Origin of the sequence: Actinomadura sp. NBRC 104425 (assembly GCF_030269545.1) — a bacterium.
Classification (GTDB): Bacteria; Actinomycetota; Actinomycetes; order Streptosporangiales; family Streptosporangiaceae; genus Spirillospora; species Spirillospora keratinilytica.
Window position 1 is genome coordinate 18172 of sequence record NZ_BSTN01000040.1, and the last position, 21134, is coordinate 39305.

9 protein-coding genes and 1 pseudogene are annotated in these 21134 nt (G+C 73.7%); 9 read left to right on the forward strand and 1 reads right to left on the reverse strand.

The genetic code is table 11. The annotated features are described in order from the left end of the window. Positions 1 to 290: 290 nt before the first annotated feature. Positions 291 to 3080: a helix-turn-helix transcriptional regulator gene (locus QSK22_RS31630; protein ID WP_285498150.1), complete on the reverse strand. Its 2790-nt coding sequence runs from the start codon at positions 3078 to 3080 to the stop codon at positions 291 to 293. Positions 3081 to 3510: 430 nt separating this feature from the next. Here QSK22_RS31630 and QSK22_RS31635 point away from each other — a divergent pair, with 430 nt between their 5' ends. From QSK22_RS31635 to QSK22_RS31675, 9 genes and pseudogenes are all read left to right on the forward strand, one after another. Then, a complete protein-coding gene (locus QSK22_RS31635; RefSeq protein ID WP_285498151.1) occupies positions 3511 to 3846 on the forward strand; it encodes a WXG100 family type VII secretion target in 336 nt (111 codons plus the stop codon). A gap of 35 nt (positions 3847 to 3881) precedes the next feature. Continuing rightward, on the forward strand, positions 3882 to 4196 hold the full coding sequence (locus tag QSK22_RS31640; RefSeq protein ID WP_285498152.1) for a WXG100 family type VII secretion target: 315 nt from the start codon (positions 3882 to 3884) through the stop codon (positions 4194 to 4196). Positions 4197 to 4232: 36 nt separating this feature from the next. Beyond that, positions 4233 to 5579: a type VII secretion integral membrane protein EccD gene (gene eccD / locus QSK22_RS31645; RefSeq protein ID WP_285498153.1), complete on the forward strand. Its 1347-nt coding sequence runs from the start codon at positions 4233 to 4235 to the stop codon at positions 5577 to 5579. A 4-nt stretch (positions 5580 to 5583) separates the two neighbouring features. Continuing rightward, positions 5584 to 8349, forward strand: coding sequence for a right-handed parallel beta-helix repeat-containing protein (locus QSK22_RS31650; RefSeq protein ID WP_285498154.1), 2766 nt, complete (start codon positions 5584 to 5586; stop codon positions 8347 to 8349). 46 nt (positions 8350 to 8395) lie between these two features. Further along, complete coding sequence (locus QSK22_RS31655; protein WP_285498155.1) at positions 8396 to 9025, forward strand: hypothetical protein; 630 nt, start codon at positions 8396 to 8398, stop codon at positions 9023 to 9025. Between the two features lie 51 nt (positions 9026 to 9076). After that, complete coding sequence (locus tag QSK22_RS31660; RefSeq protein ID WP_285498156.1) at positions 9077 to 9397, forward strand: WXG100 family type VII secretion target; 321 nt, start codon at positions 9077 to 9079, stop codon at positions 9395 to 9397. A 103-nt stretch (positions 9398 to 9500) separates the two neighbouring features. After that, entirely contained in the window at positions 9501 to 9944 is a 444-nt protein-coding gene (locus QSK22_RS31665; RefSeq protein ID WP_285498157.1) for a WXG100 family type VII secretion target, read from the forward strand. Between the two features lie 109 nt (positions 9945 to 10053). Next, positions 10054 to 14130 (forward strand): type VII secretion protein EccCa, encoded by a 4077-nt coding sequence (gene eccCa / locus QSK22_RS31670; protein ID WP_285498158.1) that lies wholly within the window; start codon positions 10054 to 10056, stop codon positions 14128 to 14130. Continuing rightward, positions 14127 to 21134 (forward strand): annotated as a pseudogene (locus tag QSK22_RS31675) (hypothetical protein); the annotation flags it as partial. The gene eccCa and the pseudogene QSK22_RS31675, both read left to right, overlap by 4 nt.

Genomic DNA, 21134 nt, shown 5'->3' on the forward strand with positions numbered 1-21134 from the left:
CTCGCCGTGGGCGCTCTCACGGCGAGGGGCGGGGCTTGCCGTGCCGGTCAGCCCAGCTTTCCGGGCTGGTAGTCGCCGGCGGGCAGCCGGGTGATGACGTTCATGCGATTCCAGGTGATGATGACAGCGATGAGTGACACCAGGGCTGCCAGCTGCTCCTCGTCGTAGTGCTCGGCGGCGTTCGCCCAGGCCTCGTCGGTGACACCGGTGCCGTCGGCTACATCCGCTTTGACGGGGCGGCCCGGCGGAATGTGACGGCCGGCGTCGAAGCGGCGGCCGGGGACGCGCGCCTACCCGGGGCGGTGGACGGTCGTGCCCGCGGGGTCGGCGGGCAGGTGCGGTTTCAGGTCCCGCAGCTGACGGCGGGAGGTCAGGCCGAGCTTGCGGAAGATGTTGCGCAGATGCGCGTCCACGGTGCGGGGGCTGAGGAACAGCTGCTTCGCGGCCTCCTTCGACGTGGCGCCATCCGCGACGAGCAGGGCGATCCGGACCTCCTGGGGGGTGAGCCGCTCCATCGGCGTCGTGCCCCGCTTGGGCGGGCGCTCGCCGCAGGCGGCCAGTTCGCGGGCGGCCCGGGCCGCGAACCCGGTGGCGCCGATCGAGACCAGGGTCTCGTGGGCGCGGCGGAGCTGGGTCCGCGCGTCGCCGCGCCGGGCCTCGCGGCGCAGCCACTCCCCGTAGAGCAGCCGCGTCCGGGCCAGTTCCGGCACGGCGCGGGTGCGTTTCAGCCGGCGGATCGCCTCCTGGTAGAGCTCCTCGGCGCCGGGGCCGGCGGTCAGCAGGGCGCGCGACCGCAGCCCGATGCCGGCGGCCCAGTCGGTGCCGCACGTGCGCGTCCGTTCGGCGAGCCGCTCCATGACGGGTTCGGCCAGTTCGGGACGGCCGCTGCGGACGGCGGCCTCCACCACCTCGGACGGGACGAACGCGTGGAACCCCGGGTCGTCGTGCGCGGCGGCCCGGCGAGCGGCCCGCAGCGCGGTGTCGTACCGGCCGGCGCCGTTGTGCAGGACGGCCGTCGCATGGTCGATCGCCGACAGCAGCCGTCCGCAGCCGCGGTCGTGCGCGATCCGGGTGCCCGCCTCGACCAGCCGGCCGAGCCGCGAGCCGTCGCCGCGCCACGCCGTGAGGACCAGGTCGGCCCACAGCGGGCCGGTGGCGTCCCACGGCCCGGACGCCACGTGCACCTCGGCGACCAGCTCCGCCGCGTCGTCGAACCGTCCCGCGTGGATGCGGGCGAGCGCGAGCTGCCACAGCGCGAGCGACAGCAGGGGGCGGGCCCCCGTCCGCCGGGCGGTGTCGAGCTGCCGCTCGGCGAGGACGCGCCATGCCTCCTCGTCCCACAGGTCGGTGGCGGCGACGCAGGCGAGCCAGGCCGAGCGGTCGTCCGGCTCCGGGCTGTCGGGCATGGCGAGGAAGGCGTCCACCGCCGCCCGCAACCGTCCCGCGGCGGCGGCGGCGCCCTCGGTCACCTGCGTGGCGAGGGCCTCCAGCAGCAGGTCGGGCGGGCATTGCCCGGTCCCGTGGCCCATGGCGGCCCGCGCGACCTGCGGCAGCGGACGCTCGCCGAGACGGCCGGCCGCCAGGGCGGCGGCGAGCGCGTCCAGCCCGCCTTCCCGGGCGGACGCGCGGTCGTGCTCCGCGACCTCGCGGGCGGCGTCGAGCAGCGGCGCGACGGCGTCGCCGCACCGTCCGCGGTGCGGTCCGATCCGGGCCGACAGCAGCCCGGCGAGCACGCTCTCCCGCGCGTCCAGCGGGCCCGCCATGGCGGTGGCGAGCAGGGCGGACGCCGCCTCGACCGCGCCCGCGCGGCTTTCGATCCGGGCGGCCGCCAGGGCGCGCGAGGCGCGCCGCGCGGGGTCGGGCGTCAGTGCGCAGGCCCGCGTAAGGAACGCGCCCGCGGCCGCGAGGCCGCCCCGGGCGCGCGCTCGCGGCACGGCCTCTTCCAGCGCGGCGGCCACGGATTCGTCCGGGACGAGCACCGACTGCGCGTGGTGCCAGGCACGGCGCTCGGGGTCGGTTGCGGGGTCGGTCGCCTCGGCGAGCGCGCGATGGACGGCGCGGCGGTCGTCGGGGGACGCCGCCCAGTAGACCGACGACCGCAGCCGCGGATGGTCGAAGCGGACGGGGGCGTCGAGGCACAGCAGGCCCGCCGTCTCCGCGGGTGCCGCGGCGTCGGGCCCGATGCCGAGCCGGTGCGCGGCGTCCCACAGCAGCGCGGGCTCGCCGAGCGGTTCGGCGGCGGCGATCAGCAGCAGCAGCCGCGTGTCGGACGGCAGCGCGGCCAGCCGGTGCAGGTCGCCGGGGTCGTCGGAGTCGGCGAGGCCGTCCGGCGGTGCGGCGGGCGGCCCGTACCCGCCGGCCGCCTCCGCCCCCGCCACCTGGCGTTGCAATTCCAGGATCGTCCGGGGATTGCCGCGCGCCTCGGCGATGAGCCGTTCGCGGACGCGCTCGTCCAGGGGGCCCGGGCTGCGGGAGGTGAACAGCGTCAGCGCCTCGTCGTGGCACAGGCCGGTGAGCCGGTGCGCGGGCAGGCCCGCGAAGTGCCGCAGCCCCGCCCCGTCGCGCCCGGCGACCAGGAAGGCGACCGGCGCGGCCTCGGCACGGCGCGCCGCGAAGGCCAGGATGCGCGCGGACGCCGGGTCCAGGGCGTGCGCGTCGTCGATGAGGCAGACGATCGGGTGTTCGCGCGCGGCGGCCGCCAGCAGCCCGCGGACGGCGTGTCCGAGCCGGGACGGTCCGGGCTGCGGGCCGTCGCGCAGCGCGAAGACCACGTCCAGGGCGGCCCGCTGCGGGTCCGGCAGCGCCTCCGCCCGGCCGAGGACCGGTTCGCACAGCTCGTGCAGCGCGCCGAACGGGAGCCCGGCCGCGTCCGCCCCGCAGGTGCGCAGCCGCCGCAGGCCCGGCAGCGCCTCAACGGACCGTTCCAACAAGGTCGTCTTCCCGATGCCGGCCTCGCCGTGGACGACGACCGCGCCGCCGCGCCCGGCCAGCGTGTCGCGCAGCAGGCGTTCGACCGCCATGAGCTCGCGCTTGCGGGAGAGGAATCCGTTCCCGCTGCAGGGCGGGAGTCCAGCGACCATGTGCGATCTCCAGACGACCTGTTCAGGCTTGTGGCCGGGGACGGGGGATCGGGCGCGGCCTCGCGACCGGTCAGGTGTTAGCCGATCAATGTAGTTGATCAACGGGCCTGGACAGCGTCGGCAACCTGACTGACGGTTCCTGTTTCGGTCAGATGAACAGTGGGTTAATCGTGCAAAACGTCCAAGATGATCTGGGAATTAGGCGATTTTCGCCGATGCAGCGCGGCGAGTGCGGCGTGGGAGTCTTACGCTGCGCGTGTCGCGACCGCCTCCGGCCCCGGCGACCCTTCGCCGGCCGCGGCTGGCGCGTGCCCTCCCCACCGGAACCGTCCGAAGCTGTGCCGCCCACCCCCGGCCGGCGGCTACCGACCGGGGCCGACCCCGGGAAAGGCAACCGATGGCGAACGAACCGTCCGTGACCGTAGGCGGCGTGACCTACAAGGTCACGCCCGAGTACCTGGCCAATGCCGCGACGGACACGCAGAACGCCGCGACGCAGATCTCCCAGGAACTCGCGCAGATCAAGACGTATGTGGTCAGCCTCGAGGAGGTCTGGGGCGGTATCGCGCACGACCGTTTCGTCGCGCTGATGGCCGAGTACGACATCCTCGCCCAGATGCTGAACACCGCGCTGACCGGGATCGCGAGCGGCCTGCGCGGCAACTACATCAACTACAAGGAATCCGAGCAGCAGAACGTCACCAACCTCGCCAACATCGAGGCGGGCATGCCGGGCGGGCCCGGCGCCGTCGCGAACCTGACCTGAGCACCGAACCGCACCAACCGGAAAGGGGCCATGCCATGGCCGACGTCGACGGCACGCAGATCTACGTCGGTGAGGGCCTCGCCACCGCCGGCGGCTGGCTGAACGGCCGCGCGGCCGAGATCGAGGGCCAGCTGGAGACGCTGCTGACCAAGCTGGCGCCGCTGGCGGACGCGTGGACCAAGAGCCAGGCGGCGACCTACTACCAGGACATGCAGCTGCAGTGGAACATCTCCGCCGAGGGGCTGTTCGGCCCGGACGGCGTGCTCGGCCAGATCGCCCACGCGATGAACGTCAACTGGGGCAACTACGCCGACGCCGAATGGGCGAACATCCGCAGCTGGAAGCACTGACGCACCGCGCGGACAGGGTGAGCAGGGAGTCTGACGTTGGCCGATGAGCGGTGCCGGATCACGGTCGTCGGCGAGCGCCGGCAGGTGGACGTCGCCGTGCCCGCGCACGCCCCGATCGCCGAGTACGCGTCCATGCTCGCCGACCTGTGCGGCCAGGACGGCTCGGACGCCATGCCCCCCGCCTGGTCGCTGGCGCCCGCCGGCCGGCCGCCCTTGCAGCCCGACGTTACGCTCGGCTCCGCCGGGGTGGTGGACGGCGAGACGCTGTACCTGCGCGACCTGCTGGAAGGCGAGATCGACGGCCCGGTCGTCTCCGACATCGAAGAGGAGATCGCCCAGCTGGAGGACGACGGCACGATGTGGAACGCGCGGACCCGCGCGTACACGACCGTCGTCGTCGGCCTGCTCGTCCTCGTCGGCGCGGCCGTCGCCCTCGGCGCCGCCGGCGGAGCCCCCGGCGCGGTCGCGGCCGGGGTCCCGCTGTTCGCCACCGGCCTGGCCGCGCCGCTGCTCGCCTGGAACGCGGCCGGCAAGCACTGGCCCGTCCCAGCCGCGGTGCGGACGGCGCTGGCCGCGGCGGCGGCCCCGCTGCTGACCGGCGCGGTGCTGGCCCTGCCGCTGTCCGGCACCGGCGCCCGGCTGGCCGCGGCCCTGGCCGCCGCGCTGACCGGTGCGCTCGCCGCCTACCTCGCGGCCCCCTCGGCGCCCACGATGGTGCTGCTGCTGGGGTGCGGGGCGGCCCTGCTGCTGGCCGTGCCGCTGACGGTGGCGGGCGCGGACGCCGCGCAGGCCGCGGCGGTCGTCGCCGTGGTCGTCTTCCATCTCCTGGCCGCCCTGCCGAGGCTGGCCTCGCAGGTCGCCACGCTGCCGCCGGGCGCCGCCGAGATGGACGACGTCGCCGACACGGTGCGCCGCGTCCAGCGCCTGCTCATCCTGCTCAACACCGCGTGCTGTCTGACGATCATGGCGTGCCTGGGGGTGCTGAGCCTGTCGGACGACTGGTTCGCGCTCGGGCTGACGCTGTGCCTGGGCGTCGCGCTGCTGTGCCGGGCGAGCGGCTCGCGGCTGACGGTGGTCGTCGCGTCGCTGCTGCTGAGCGGCCTGGTCGGGCTGGGCGCCCTGGTGCTGCGGGTGCCGGACCGGCTGCCCGAGCTCGGCCTGCCGGACTGGTCGGGGCCGCTGGTGCTGGTGCTCGTCGGCGTCGTGGTGCTGTGGGCCGGGCTGGTGATGTGCTTGCGCAGCTCGCTGCAGCAGGTCGACTTCGGGGAGCGGTGGCGCTGGCCGGGGTCGCTTGCCGCCTTCCTCGGCGCGGTCAGCGTGCCGGTCGCCGCGGGCGTCTTCGGCGTCTTCCAGGCCCTGCTGGACGCCGGCAAGGGGCTGTGACGCGATGCTGCTGAACAGGTCGTCGCGGGAGCGGGTGGCGCCCGGTTGGGGAGCCCACGACACGATCACCGCGGCCGTGCGGGCGGCCGCGGCCGGGGCGACGGTGTACGTGCATCCCGGGGAGTACCGGGAGAGCATCGTGCTGAACCGGGACGTCACGCTGCTGGCGGAGAAGGGGCCCGGCACGGTGCGGATCGTCTCGCCGCGCGGGCCCGCGATCACCGTGCACGGCGGCGCGGCCGTCGTCCGCGATCTGACCGTGGTGGGCGCCGCCCCCGGCGAGCCCGCGGTCTCGCTGCGCGGCGGGACGCCGGCCCTGCAAGGCTGCGAGGTCTCCGGGGGGCGGATCGAGGTCACCGGCGACGCGGCGGCCACGCTGGCCGGCTGCACGGTCGTCGGCGCGGACGGCGCGGCGGTCCGGCTGACCGGGACCAGCCGGACGGTGCTGGAGAACCTGACCATCCGGATCGCCGGCGGCGACGGCGTCGTCGTCGACGACGAGGCGCGCGCCGAGTGCACCGGCGCCCTGGTGGACGGCGCCGCAGGCCGGGGCGTGCACGTGGCCGGGACCGCCCGCGCCCGCTTCACCCGCTGCGACGTCCGGGGCACCCGCGCCGCCGCGGTGCACGCGGAGGGCGGTGCCGCGCTCGTGCTGAGCGAGTGCCGGCTGCACGACGCCGACGCCCACGGCGTCCGGCTCGGCGGGTCGGCCGGGCGGCGCACGCCCGACCCCGGCGGCGCGCCCGCGGACCGGCCGGACGGCAAGGACGCGCCCCGGCGGGACGCGGCGTCCGCGGAGGAGCCGCGCACCTCCGCCGCGCACGCCGTCCTGCTGCGCCGCTGCGAGATCTCCCGCACCGGCGCGTCCGGAGTGCTCGCCGAGGACGAGGCGGCGGCCGTCCTGGAGGGCTGCCACGTGCACGACACCAGCCGCGCCGCGATCTTCGCGACCGGGCACAGCGAGCTGGAACTGGACGGCGTCCGGGCGGTGGACGTCGAGGGCAGCGCGCTCGCCGCGGCCGGGGACGCGGTGCTGCGCGTCCGGGGCGGCACGCTCGCCCGCACCGCCGCGAACGGGCTGTACGCGACCGGCCGCGCGGACGTGACGCTCACCGACTGCGCCATCGAGGGCACCGGGTACACGGCCGTCCACCTCGCCGACGCGGCGCGCGCGACGCTGACCGGCTGCCGCATCCGGGAGACGCCCGAGTACGGGATCCGGGTGTGCGAGCGCGCCGAGCTGGCGGCGGACGGCACGGGCGTGCGGGACGCGCGGCTCGCGGGCGTCTTCGTGGAGGGCGGCGACGCGGTGCTGCGCGACTGCGCGGTCGAGCACGTCCGCAGCGGGATCGTGCTGCGCACCACGCACCGGCCGCTGCTGTCCGGCTGCCAGGTCGGCGACGTCGCGGAGGTCGGCGTGGAGGTCGGCCCCGAAGGCGGCGCCGTCATCGAGGACGTCCAGGTGCGGCGCACCGGCGCGACCGGGATGTTCCTGGACGCCGGCAGCACCGCGCTGATCGACGGCTGCGCGGTGCAGGACGTCGAGGGCACCGGGCTGTTCGCCGGGGCGCGGGCGCGCCCGCGCGTGCGCGGCCTGGTGGTCGAGCGTCCCGGCCGCAACGGCGTGTTCGTCGCCGAGGGCGCGGCCGGGCTGTTCGAGGACTGCCGGATCCGCGACGCCGGGTATCCGGCGCTGTACGTGGAGGCCGCCGCGAAGCCCGTGCTGCGCCGCTGCGCGGTGGAGGGCGGCGACCACGACCTGGTCGTCTGCGACGGGGCCGAACCGGTCGTCGAGGACTGCCGGTCGGAGGGGGTGCGCGACGGCGTCCTGTCGCAGGGCCGCGTCCCCGCCGCCGGGGCCGCGACCGGCACCGCGACCGGCGCGGGCGGCGCGGCCAGCTCGCGCGGCGGCCGGGGCGGCGACGGCGAGGACGCCGAGCGGTCGGCGCAGGAGCGGCTCGCCGAGCTGCGCGCCGAGCTCGACCGGCTGGTCGGCCTCGAACGGGTCAAACGCGACATCGTCGGGCTCACCAAGCTGATGCGGATGGTGAAGGTGCGGCAGGAGGCGGGCCTTCCGCCGCCGCCGCTGAACCGCCACCTGGTGTTCGCCGGCAATCCGGGCACCGGCAAGACCACGGTCGCGCGGCTGTACGGCGGGTTCCTGCACGCGCTCGGCCTGCTGGAACGCGGGCATCTCGTCGAGGCCGACCGCGGCGACCTGGTCGGCGAGTACGTCGGCCACACCGCGCCGAAGACGCAGGCGGTGTTCCGCCGGGCGCTCGGCGGCGTGCTGTTCATCGACGAGGCGTACGCGCTCGTCCCGCACGGGCAGCCGAACGACTTCGGCCAGGAGGTGATCTCCACCCTGGTGAAGCTGATGGAGGACCACCGCGACGAGATCGTGGTGATCGTGGCCGGGTACCCCGAGGAGATGGAGCGGTTCCTGGCCTCCAACGCGGGGCTGGGCTCGCGTTTCACCCGCACCCTGACGTTCGAGGACTACGACACCGACGAACTGGTGCAGATCGTGCAGCACCATGCCGACCGGCACCGGTACGAGTGCCCGGAGGAGACCGTCCGGGCCCTGCGCGGGTTCTTCGACGAGCTTCCCCGGGGACGGCAGTTCGGCAACGGCCGCACCGCACGACAGGTCTTCCAGCTGATGACCGAGCGGCACGCGCAGCGGATCGCCGACGACCTGGCCACGGCGGAGCCCGGAGACCTGTCGACGCTGCTGCCGGTGGACCTGCCGGAGGTCGAGGCGCTGTGAGAACGACCCCCGCCGCCGAGCCCCGCACCGAGTTGCAGGAGGAACGATGACCGACCCCATCGTCTCGCAGTACGACGACGACCCGGTCGACACCACGCCCCACATCGGCGAAGGGGACGAGAGTGAGGAGGAGCCCCCGCCGCCCGACCTCGGCAACACCGACTCCCCGGACCTGACGGTCTGGGAGACGCGGCCGTCCTTCAACGACGACCCGAAGAACTCCGAACAGTCAGGCGGAGGCGGAGCGCCCCCGGACAGCACGCCCGCCGAGGACTTTTCGATCAACCTGAAGAAGGTCGCGACGGAGGTCGAGAACATGCTCGCGACCTCCCGCATGCTCGTCAAGCAGTACGAGGAACTCCGGACCAAGGTCCTCAACACGCAGGGGACCATCTTCGGCCAGGACGCGATGGAGGACCACGAGTCGTTTTACATCAATTACCAAGTGTACTTTCCCTCGCGCGACGAGCCCACGGAGAGCAGATGGGCGGAGCCGGCGCGCAAGTTCGCGGCCCAGATGAACCCGGCCCAGAACAAGGCGCTGCAGCACATCGGCGGCGTGCTGGAACTCGTCGGCGAGTACATCGCCCTGGTGAACCACTCGGGCCAGGTCTACGCCGAGACCGACCGCAACTCGCGGTTCCCCGCCCCGCCCCCCGGACAGGTCGTCGAATGAACCGGATCCGCGCCCACCGGCCGTCCGAGCATCCGATGACGGAGGAACGCCATGGCCGACGAGTCCCCTGATTACGGCAGCATCGGGTTCACCATCGACCTGGGCCTGCTCCAGACGACCATCACCTCCGTCAAGACGGAGCACGGCAACATCTCCGCCGACCTGAACTCCGTCCGGACCAAGACCAAGAACCTCGGGACCTCGTGGAACAGCCCGGCGTACAGCAGCTTCGACGACGTCATGAAGTGGTTCGACAAGGCCTCGGGCGACCTGCTCGGCCTTCTCGACGAGCTCATCCGCCGCCTGGAGAAGTCGTACGCGAACTACAAAGCGGCCGAGGAGGCGAACTACGGCAACGTGGACACGACCTGACGCACGGCCCGCCGGGTGAACGGCGGCGGACCACCGGGATCCCGGCTCCACCGGCCGGCGGGGCGGGACCCGGATTCCTCGTACCTGAAGGGAGGTGCTCGCGATGACCGACTACGACACCGTGGAGACGCTCGACATCGGACCCGCCGGCATCAAGACGACGGCGACGGAGGTGCTGAGACTCGCCCAGGAGATAGCCGACGCCCTCGACCGCATCGTCCAGTCGCTGAACGCGCTGACCGCGACGGGCTGGCAGGGCATGACGCAGCAGGAGGCGGAGGACTTCAACAACCGCTGGATGGAGGTGATGAAGGCCCTGTTCGGCACGAAGGAGAACCCCGAAAGCGGCGTGCTCAACGCCATCGCCAGCGGTATCGGCACGGCGGGCGACAACTACGACAAGGGCGAGACGGGCCTCACCGACATCTGGGCCAAGTTCGCCGCCGGTCTGCCGTCCGGAGACGGCACGAGCGACCAGCCGCCGTCGAAGGAGCCGCCCGCGGACGTCCTCGACACCAACAAGACCGCGATCACGGCCGACTACTGACGCGCGCCGCGGCCGCCGACGCGCGGACGGGCCGCCCGCGGCCCCGCCGCCCTCCCCCCGAGGCAGCTCCCAACCCATGACCAGGATCGCCTTTCACCGCCCCGCCCGGATGGCTCCGCCACCCGTGCCGCAGGACAAGCTCACCATCGCGGCGCCGCCGCAGCTGCAGCCGCAGAACACCATGTCCAACATGGTCATGCTGCTGCTCCCGCTGCTGACCAGCATCAGCATGGCCGCGTACCTGATCTCCACCGGCCGCCAGTGGATGATCTTTCTCGGCCTCGTGTTCGTGGTGTCGTCGGTGGGCCTGGCGACGGGCGTCCACATCCAGACGCTCGGCCGCACCCGCCGGACCCGGGAGCGGCAGCGCGAGCGGTACCTGGAGTACCTCGCCGGCATCCGCAGGCAGGCGCGCGACGTCGCCCGGGTGCAGCGGTTCGCCGCCGCCTGGATCCATCCGAGCCCCGAACGGCTCTGGGCGATCGCGGAGGGGCGCCGCCGCGTGTGGGAGCGGCGCCCCGAGGACCCCGACCACCTGCGCGTCCGGGTCGGCACCGGAAGCGCCCCCCTCGCCCTCACCATGACGACGAACCGGCGGTCCGACCCGTCGGTCGAGTACGACCCGCGGTCCCTGCACGCCGCGGAGGAACTCGTGCAGACCCACGGGACGGTGGACGGGCAGCCCGCGTGGATCGACGTCGGCCGCGCCGGCGTGGTGAGCCTGCTCGGGCCGCCCGACCAGACCGAGGCCGCGGCCGCCGCGCTGCTGTGCCAGCTGTGCGTCCTGCACGCGCCGGACGACGTGCAGGTCGCCGTCGTCACCGCCGGCGACCCCGCGTGGGAGTGGACCAAGTGGCTGCCGCACACCTACGAGCCGGACCCCCGCGACCGCGGCACCGAGGTGGTGCCGCTGGTCTCCGAACGCCTCGACGGCATCGCCGACCACCTGGAGGCCGAACTGGACCGGGCGGCCGCGGCCCGCGCCGAACGCGGCACCCGGCTGGTGTCCATGGCGTCCGACGAGGCCCCCCGGCGGCGCCTCGTCGTGGTGCTGAACGGCTACGACCCCCGCACCGTGTGGGCGCAGTCCCCGCTCGTCGTCCGGCTGATCGCGGAGGCGGGGGCGCAGCTCGGTATCACGGTCGTGTGCGTCGTCACCGACGAGGCGCGTGAACCGGAGCGGGTGGACGTGCGGGTCCGGCTCGACGCGCGCGGCCGGGCGTCCCTGGAGGGACCGCATCCCGCGCTGCGCGCCGACGTCCGGGACGTGACGGTGGACCGTCCGTCGCCCGCGCTGCGTTCCCGCATCGCCCGCCTGCTCGCGCCGCTGCGGCTGTCGGGGGAGCAGGAGCAGGTGCTCGCCCAGTCGGTGTCGCTGCCGGGGATGCTCGGCATCGGCGACGTGGCGGCGCTGGACCCCAGCAGCGTCTGGCGCGCACCGGACGACCCGGAACTGCTGCGCACCCCGGTCGGCGTCACCGCCGGCGGCGAGGCGCTCGTGCTGGACCTGAAGGAGTCGGCGCAGGGCGGGATCGGGCCGCACGGCCTGATCGTCGGCGCGACCGGCTCGGGCAAGAGCGAGCTGCTGCGCACCCTGGTCACCGGGCTGGCCACGACGCACTCGCCGGAGCACCTGGGGTTCGTCCTGATCGACTACAAGGGCGGTGCGACGTTCGCCGGGCTGACCGGCCTGCCGCATGTCGCGGGCCTGATCACGAACCTGAGCGACGAGCAGGCGCTGGTCGACCGGGTGCGGGCCGCGCTGGCCGGGGAGCAGCAGCGCCGGCAGCGGCTGCTGCGCCGCGCGGGCAACGTCGACTCGATCCGCGACTACCACCGCAAGCAGCTGGCCGGCGGGACCGACGTGGACGGCCAACCGCTGCCGCCGCTGCCGTACCTGATGATCGTCGTGGACGAGTTCGGGGAGCTGCTGTCCCAGCAGTCGGACTTCATCGACCTGTTCGTGCAGATCGGCCGGGTGGGCCGCTCCCTCGGCATGCACCTGCTGCTGGCCACCCAGCGGCTGGAGGAGGGGCGGCTGCGGGGCCTGGAGTCCCACCTGTCCTACCGGATCTGCCTGCGCACCTTCAGCGCCGCCGAGAGCCGCGCGGTGCTCGGCACGCCCGACGCCTACCGGCTGCCGTCCATCCCCGGATCGGCGTACCTGAAGGTGGACGAGTCGATCTACGAGCGGTTCCGGGTCGCGCACGTCTCCCGCCTCTACGACGACGCCGCACCGCAGGAACGCGTCAACGCCCCCGTCCGCCCGGTGCCGTACGGGCTGCGGACCGCACCGGCCCCCGAAGAACCGGAGCCACAGCCCGCACCCGACCCGGCGCCCGAGAACGGGCCCACCGAGCTGGAGGTCGTCGTGGAGCGGCTGGCGGCGTGCGGCGCGCCGACCCACCAGGTGTGGCTTCCGCCGCTGCCCGCCGCGTACCCGCTCGATCCGCTGCTGGCACCGGCGGAACCCGTGCCCGGCCGCGGCCTGCAGAGCCGGGTGTGGCCGACGCCGGGACGGCTCAACTTCCCCGTCGCGGTCGCGGACCTGCCCGCCCGGCAGGAGCAGCGCCCGCTCGTGCTGGACCTGGCCGGGCTGCACGGCCACCTGGTGCTGGTCGGCGCCCCGCAGAGCGGCAAGAGCACCTTCCTGCGCACCGCGCTGATCAGCGCGATGCTCACCCACACACCGCAGGAGCTGCAGTTCTACTGCATCGACCTCGGCGGCGGCGGGCTGGCCGCCCTGGCGGACGCCCCGCACGTGTCCGGGGTCGCCGCCCGGCGGGACGCCGAACGCGTCCGGCGGGTGCTGGCCGAGGCGACGCGGCTGGTGGACGTGCGCGAACGCATGTTCGCGGAACTGGGCGTGCAGTCGGTGGCCGACTTCCGCCGTATGCGGGACGCGGGAGCGCTCCCCGAGGGGGTGCGCGCCGCCGACGTCGTCCTGGTCATCGACAACTGGGGCGCGCTGGTCGCCGAGGTGGACGACGCCTCCGCGATCGTCACGGACATCACCACCCGCGGCCTCGGGGTGGGGGTGCACGTCATGCTGACCGCGGGCCGCTGGGGCGAGCTGCGGCCCGCGCTGCGCGACAGCATCCCCGGCCGGCTCGAACTCGGCCTCAACGACCCCGCCGAATCGGAGATCGACCGCCGGCTGAGCCGCCGGCTCGGCCGCGTCCCGCCGGGCCGCGGGCTGATGCCGCCCGGCATTCCGATCCATGTCCCGCTGCCCAGGCTGGACGCCTCCGACGGCCTCGACGACCTCGCCGACGCCCAACGCGCACTCGTCGCCGAGATCGCCGCCGCATGGCGGGGCCCGGCCGCCCCGCCGCTGAAGGTGCTGCCCCACCGCGTCACCGTCGCCGAACTGGAGCAGATCGCCGCGGCGGACGACGTCCAGGACCCGTGGGAGCGGGACGGCAGCGGCCTGGCCGACGGCGAGGTCCCCATCGGCCTGTCGCAGCGGGACCTGCGGCCCGTCGGCCTGGACCTGACCGCGGGCCGGCCGCACTTTGTGATCTTCGGTGACGCGGGCGCCGGGAAGACCTCGTTCCTGCGGGCCTGGATGCGCGGCCTGGCCCGGCTCCGCTCGCCGTGGCAGATCCGCTTCATCGTCGTCGACTACCGCCGCAGCCTGCTCGACGTGGTGCCCGAACCGTACATCGGCGCCCACGCGGGCACCCAGGAGCTGGCCGAGACGTTCGTCGAGCAGGTCGTGGCGAAGCTGCGCGAGCGCATGCCGCCGCCCGGCCTGGACTCCCGCCGGCTGCGCGACCGCGACTGGTGGCAGGGGCCGGAGTTCTATCTCGTCGTCGACGACTACGACCTGGTGGCGGACGCCCCCGGACGCAACCCGCTGGCCCCGCTGGCCGGCTTCGTCGCGCAGGGCGAGGAACTCGGCTTCCACGTCGTCATCGCCCGCCGGGTCGGCGGCGCGTCCCGCACCCTCATCGCCGACCCGCTGCTCGGTCGGCTGCGGGAGTTCGGCGCCGACGGGCTGATCCTGTCCGGGGACCCGCGGGAGGGCGCCCTGCTGGGCGGCCAGCGGGCGACCCAGCGGGTGCCGGGCCGCGGCGTGCTCGTCCGCGGCAGGACGGCCCCGGAGGTCATCCACGCCGTGCTCGACGAGGAGACCGAACCCTTGACGTACGACTCGAATCCCGCCGAGGCGGTGAGGTCATGAGCGAGGACTGGGAGGACTTCGTCGAGGGCCTTGACCTCGACGCCATGTGGGAGCTGGGCAACGACTGGATCCGCATGGGCGACGCCCTGTACGCCGAGCAGAAGAACCTCGCATCCAACGTGGCGAACTTCGGCTGGACGGGCGCCGCCGGACGCAAGGCGGCCGACACCTGGACCACCAACATGGGCCCGCTGCTGGAGAACGCCGCGGACGCGGCATGGACGATCGGCCAGAACATCCACCTGTACGCCAACACCATCAAGGCCCAGGCCGAGGAGATGGCCAAGCAGGCCCGGGCGAACCAACTCGCCGAACTCTTCGGCTGGCTGCTGGACCTGGTGCTTCTGCCGCTCAGCTTCGCGGTCTCCTTCATCCCGCTCGTCGCCAGGCTCATCGGCACCATCGCCAACGTCATCGCCAAGATCGGGGCGAGGCTGGGCGTGCTGGCGGCGACGGCCGCCAACTTCTCCGTGGGCGCGATCACCGGCGCCGTCACGACTGTCGCCATCGACATGGCCGCCCAGGGGCTCGGCAGCGCCGTGGCGGGCGCCGATTTCCATGTCGACTGGGGCCAGGAGGCCTTCAACATGGGCCTCGGCGCCTTCTTCGGCGGCGCCTTCGGCGCGATAGCCTTGCACCCTTCTCCGCGCGTAGGGACGCCGGGCCTGAAGACGACGCCCGGTCTGAACGGCGGGCTGGGCGAGCCCCGTCCGGTCAACGGCACGCCCGACGACACCGGGAGTTATTCGTCTTCGAGTTCGAGTACTTCCGGTTCCAGCGTCCCGGCGCCGACCCCGCCGATGCGGGTGCCGCTGACCACCACGAACCCGCGCAGCGGAGGCGTGCGCGGGGGCGGCAGCACCCCGGACGGCGTGCCCACGCGGGTCGCCACGTCCCCCGACGAGGTCAACGCGACCGGTTCCGCCCCGCTCCCCAGGAGCCCGGTGCTCGACGGCTCGCAGCGCACGCCGATCACGCAGGGGGGCGGCGGTGTGAACGGTTCGCGTTCCTCGGGCGATTCGGCTTCGGGGTCGAGGCCTCCCCAGGTGACGCCCAAGAAGTCCACCGGTTCACCGGCCCCGAATGTTACGGACCTCCGGCAGCGCGGCGACGGCTCGGGCGGAAGCGAACCGGTCGCGAACCAGCCCGTCCCCCAGAGCGGCGACACGCCGAACACGCCCCGGCTGGACGCGCCCCCGGCGAACACCTCTTCGACGCCGCAGGCGAAGAGCACACCCGGCTTCACCGTGCCCACGCCAGACCGGCAGGGACCAGGCGGCAGCCAGCCCACCCCCAGGGCCGGCACCCCCGCCCCCTACGGACGCGGCCCGTCCGAACCGATCACGAACCAACCCGCCGCCCAAGACGGCGACAGGGCGAACACGTCACGCCCCGACGAGTCCGCGACGAACACCGCCGCAACGCCCCAGCCGAGGAACACGCCCGACACCACCACACCCACGCCCAACCAGTGGGGCACGGACGGAACCACCCGCCCCACCCCCGAAGACGGCGACACGACAAACACGGGTCCCGACAAGACGTCCGCGAACACCGCCTCAACGCCCCCTACGTCGCAGCCGAACAACACTCCCGGCACCACCACGCCCATGCCGAACCGGCAGGGCCCCAGCGAAAGCAGCCAGCCCACCACCCAAGACGGCGGCACACCGCACCCCGAAGAAACACCCGCAAGCACCACCTCAACACCGCAGGGGAAGGGCACCCCCGGCACCACCACGTCCACGCCCAACCAGTGGGGTTCGAGCGGAACCGCCCGACCCGCTCCCCAACACGACGGCACCACCAGCACACCACACCCCGACGAATCACCCGCGAACACCACCTCAACGCCCCAGCCAAAGAACACCCCCAGCACCACCACACCGACACCGAACCGACAGGGGCCGAACGGAACCGGAACCAGCCAGCCCGCCCCCAAGACCAACACCACCGAGTCCAATGGACGGGGCCCGACCGAACCAACCGGGACCCGTCCCACCGCCGGGGACGGTGACACACCGAGCACACCGCACCCCGACGAAACACCCGCAAGCACCACCTCAACACCGCAGGGGAAGGGCACCCCCGGCACCACCACGTCCACGCCATACCGGCAGGGGCCGAACGGAACCACCCGACCCAGCCCGGACAGCGGCGCGGCCGGGCCCGACGGACGGTCGTCGCCGCCCCCGGGCAGGCGCACGCCGCCGCAGGACGTTTTCGAGGTCAACCTGGAGATCCGGCGCCCCCCCGATGCGGCTCCCCGCGACCCGTTCGCCGGGAAGGGCATCAAGCTGGGCGGCGGTGCTCCCGAGAACGCACCCATCCCCAACGGGAGGACGCCGGGCGAACGCGCGGCGGGCGGCGGCGGGCAACCGCGCCAGCCCGCCGGTCCCAGGATGGACGGCACGAGCGCCACCGGCGAGACCGGCACCCGCCCGGACCCCATCTCCTCGGACAGGCCGGGCGATCGCGCCGCGATCTCGGAGCCGTCCGCCGATGCGACGGGGTCCGCGCCCGGCCCGTCTCGCTTGGACGATCCGCAAAAGTCACCCGCGCCGGACGCACCGGAGGCGACGGCGTCGGGCCCGTCGTCCTCGCCGCCTCCGGCCCGGGCCCCGCGTGGTGACGCCTCCGCCGGGGGCAAGCCCGCATCGGAAACCACGACCTCGTCCCACACCGGCGACGCGTCTTCATCGCCGGACGGCCCCCAGGTCACGAAGGCGCGGCTGAACTTCACCCGGCCGGGCTCCGACTCGGATGCATCCTTCGCGGCGCGTTACGGGCCCGGACGCCGACTCGGCGGCGCCGACGCCCCCAGCGGCCCGCGCCCCCGCCCGGACGAGCGCCCGGCCACCCCGTCCAAGGACCCGAAGCAGCCCGCGCTCACGGACATGGTCTTCCACTTCGTGGAGCGGCCGACGCCCGGCGACGGGTCGCCGGCATCGCCGGTACGGGGCCCCGGGGCCGATCCCGTCACCGCCATCACGTTGCACGTCGAGCACGGAGGCGGCCGCGGCGGCACGGTGGTGCGGCCGGGCGCTGACGGCAACATCCATGTCCGCAAGGACGACCAGTTGGTCAAGGCGTCGACGGCGGATCTGCGGAACGGCAAGATCTACATTGATCCGGACGTCCGGACCTTCCACGTGAACGACGGCGCCGACTCCGTCCGGGTCGACATCGAACGCGCGTCGAGCGGCGCAGAGCACACGTCGCCGGGCACGAAGGGCGGCCCCGCCACCGGGTATTTGTCGGGGAAGCCGGTCAGGACCGACTACGGGCGCCCGGCGACCTTCAAGGTCCCCGGCAACATGCGGGCGCCGTCCGGCTCGGGCGGCGCGACGCCGACGATCAAGCTGGAGGTGGGACATCCCGCGGCCCCCCGTCCCGGGGAGAGTCCCGCCGCGGACCGTCAGCGCATCGCCGACGCGGCCGAGCAGAGGGCGCGGCCGGGCCGCAGCGGCGACACGACCCCGCGGAGCGAGTCCCCCGAGCCCGCCTCGTCGCCCTCCTCGTCGGGCCCCCGGGACGGCATCGGGAAGTCGCCGGGTGACGGCAAGGAGGCCACCGCTTCGACACCGGTGAACGACGCCGACCGGGATGGAACGGGCGCGGACCCGCATCCCGGCCCCAGGACGGACGGGTTCGAGGTTCGCGTGGGCATCTGGCGTCCGGCGCAAAGCACCGCGGATGCGCCCTCGTCACCGGCCCCCGGCAACAAGCCCGGGACGAACGGAAACATCCGACTCAATGTGCAGGTCGATCGCATCTCTCCGCCGCGAAAGAATGCGCCCTCGCCGACTTCCAAGGCCGGGCACAGGATGGGCGACGGTGAGGTGGTGCCCGGCAGGGACCCGGTTCCCGACCAGCCGGACGGCGTCCCAAAGGACACGCCCGAGGAGATCCACGTCTGGAAGAACGAGCAGTGGGTTCAGGCCTCGCCGGAGGACCTGGGCAACAAAAAGCTCTTCATCCAGCCGAACGTGGACAAGTTCTACATCCACGACGGCGAGGTAACCGCCGTCGTCAAGGTCGAGCGGACGCCGCCGAGCACGCCACCCGCTGGGGGATCCCCGTTCTCGGGGTTCGGGCTGCCGGCGCGGGCGCCCGGCGAGCCGTTCCCGTACGGCCGCGGCGCCGAGGACGGACGGTCGGGCACGTCCAGCCCGGGCAATCTCCGCAATCCGGAGACATCGCCCGAGCCGCACGACTCGTCGCAGCCGGACCGTCCCGCACAGTCGGAAAGCTCGACGAAGTCGAACGGCTCGCCCCAGCCGGACGGCGCATCCCAGCCGGACGGCGCATCCCAGCCGGACGGCGCATCCCAGCCGGACGGCGCATCCCAGCCGGACGGCGCATCCCAGCCGGACGGCGCATCCCAGCCGGACGGCGCATCCCAGTCGGATGGCGCATCCCAGTCGGACAACGACTCGGTGTCCGATGGCGCCTCCCACTCGGACACGTCGTCCAAGTCGGACGGCGACTCCGTGTCGGATAGCGCGTCCCAGTCAGACACGTCCTCCCAATCGGACAGCGCCTCGGAGTCGAGCAGTTCAACGCATTCGGACGCTTCGTCTGACTCCGACAGACCGTCCGAACCGGTCGGCTCGCGGGGCTCGCAGGAGGCGCCGCGGCCGCAGCAGCCGCCGGTACCGGAGCCCGGCACCGCAGCCGAGGGCTCCAAGCCGGCGCAGATCGACTTCGGCCAGTCGGTCGAAATCAGCTTCGTGGATTCACCGGCCCCGCCGCCTCGAAAGGGGCCTGCCCGGCCCACCGGTTCCGGGCGCACGCTCGACGGCGGCCCCGGGCGTTCCGAGGCCACCCCGGTGGATCGCGACGTCATCGCGAACGCCTACAAGGAGCGAGGTCTGGGAAGTTGGCCGGAAACCGGGCACGGTGGCAGGTCCGGCGGCCAGGACTCCCCGGGCACGGCCCGGCCCGCCGACGAGGGCTCCGCACCGCAGGGCACCCGGAGCCCTGGGACGCCCGATCCTGCCACGCCGCGAGGGCGAGAAGGCGAAACGGTCTCGTCCACCGCCCCTTCTTCAAGGACGCCGTCGCCGCCTCCCCGGGGCGGCTTCGGGCAACTGGCCACCGGCCAGGATCAGCCCGGCCGTCCGGGAGGTTCGAGCACCATCCTTGAAACTCCGGTCGAGCACGTGGTTCGGGTGCGGGGTGACGAGGTCCCGACCATCAGGCTGGAGATCGACCCCAACCGCTCGTCGCCGTTGCCGAAAGGTGGGACGGGCACGAAGTCGCCCTCCGGGTCCGGACAGACGCTCGGCGGATCCTCGGGAACGACCGAGGCCATGCCGCTCGACCGCAAGGCCATCGCGGAGAGGCGAGCGAAATTCTTCGGATCGGGACAGCCCGGAACAGGGAAGGACGTCGGCGCTCAGCAGGGGCACCGCGGCGAGCCCGCCGACGAGCAGCCCGCGCCGTCCCCCGCTGGTGGACGCGGCGCCGCACCGGCCGTACGCCCTTCCCACACGGGGCAGCCGCTCGCGACGCCTCCTGACGAATCCGCCACCAGCCACGCCGGGGACGTTCACAGCACCTCGACCACCGAACCGACGCCCCACACCAACACCGGCAGCGTCACCACGGACCCCCACCAACCGGCACCGCCCACCGAACCAGAGACGCAGCCGCCTGCACCGTCCGGGAGCCCCGCGACACCGCCCCCGACCCACACCGAACCCCCCGCAGACCCGAGCACGACACCGGGGCCTACGTCGAGCGGCTCACAACAACCGACCACATCCGAGCAGCCCGCGCCGCCCCCCACTGACGAACGCGGCGCCGCACCGGCCGTACACCCTTCCCACACGGGGCAACCGCTCGCGACGCCTCCTGACGAATCCGCCACCAGCCACACCGGGGACGTTCAAAGCACCCCGACCACCGAACCACCGGCCCGTACCAACACCGACGACGTCACCGCGGACCCCCACCGACCAGTGCCGCCCACCGGCGAAGACGCGCACGCCCCGGCGGCGACACCGGAACCCACCGAACCGGCCCCCACGACCACGGGCGAAACATCAAGCACGCCCACTCCCCGACGGCACGGTAAACAACCCGAAACAGGTATCCGGCAGGCCGACCCGGCACACGAGCCGACAGGCGACCGAGACGTGCTCGACGACGCCAAGGCCGAAGCGCAGCAGCAGTGGAACGACCTATGGCGGCAATACGAACAGGCCGTGGCATCCGAAGAGTCGGGGGTGGGGCCCTCGAACAACCACGCCCGCCTACAAGAACTGGCCGCCCGCCTACAAGAACTGGCCGCCCACCTGGAAGAAGCCGACGCCGAAGCGATCCCGGCCGGGCAGCAGCCCCACTCGGCCCCCCAATGGGCACCCACCGGAGAACCCGTCCTGGTCAACGACGCGTTCCACCCCGACTTCCGAACCCTGTGGGTGGACGGCCGCCCGCGCGACGCCGCCGACGTCCGCCGATGGCTCGGCCGCAACACCGGCCACGAGCCGGGCGATCCGGTGATCTTGACCGACCCCGCCACGGCAATACCGGGCCCGGGAAACCGCCCCTCCTTCGCCGACGAGCTGGCCGACCAGCTCGGCGGGCCGGTCATCGTCCTCACCGACCCGGCAACCGGCGCCACCACCACGCACTGGCCATCTTCCGAACCAGAGGCGCAGCCGCCTACACCGTCCGGGAGCCCCGCGACACCGCCCCCGACCCACACCGAACCCCCCGCAGACCCGAGCACGACACCAGGGCCCGAATCCAGCGGCTCACAACAACCGACCACATCCAAGCAGCCCGCACCGCCCCCCACTGACGAACGCGGCGCCGCACCGGCCGTACACCCTTCCCACACGGGGCAACCGCTCGCGACGCCTCCTGACGAATCCACCACCAGCCACACCGGAGACACCCCGACCACCGAACCGACTCCCCGCACCAACACCGACGACGTCACCACGGACCCCCACCGACCAGTACCGCCCACCGAACCAAAGGCGCAGCCGCCT

What these genes read in the sequence shown, in the direction of transcription:
- QSK22_RS31630 (WP_285498150.1), bottom strand. Translation starts at nt 3,080, where the DNA reads ATGGTCGCTGGACTCCCGCCCTGCAGCGGGAACGGATTCCTCTCCCGC.
- QSK22_RS31640 (WP_285498152.1), top strand. Translation starts at nt 3,882, where the DNA reads ATGGCCGACGTCGACGGCACGCAGATCTACGTCGGTGAGGGCCTCGCC.
- QSK22_RS31650 (WP_285498154.1), top strand. Translation starts at nt 5,584, where the DNA reads ATGCTGCTGAACAGGTCGTCGCGGGAGCGGGTGGCGCCCGGTTGGGGA.
- QSK22_RS31655 (WP_285498155.1), top strand. Translation starts at nt 8,396, where the DNA reads ATGACCGACCCCATCGTCTCGCAGTACGACGACGACCCGGTCGACACC.
- QSK22_RS31660 (WP_285498156.1), top strand. Translation starts at nt 9,077, where the DNA reads ATGGCCGACGAGTCCCCTGATTACGGCAGCATCGGGTTCACCATCGAC.
- QSK22_RS31665 (WP_285498157.1), top strand. Translation starts at nt 9,501, where the DNA reads ATGACCGACTACGACACCGTGGAGACGCTCGACATCGGACCCGCCGGC.
- eccCa (WP_285498158.1), top strand. Translation starts at nt 10,054, where the DNA reads ATGGCTCCGCCACCCGTGCCGCAGGACAAGCTCACCATCGCGGCGCCG.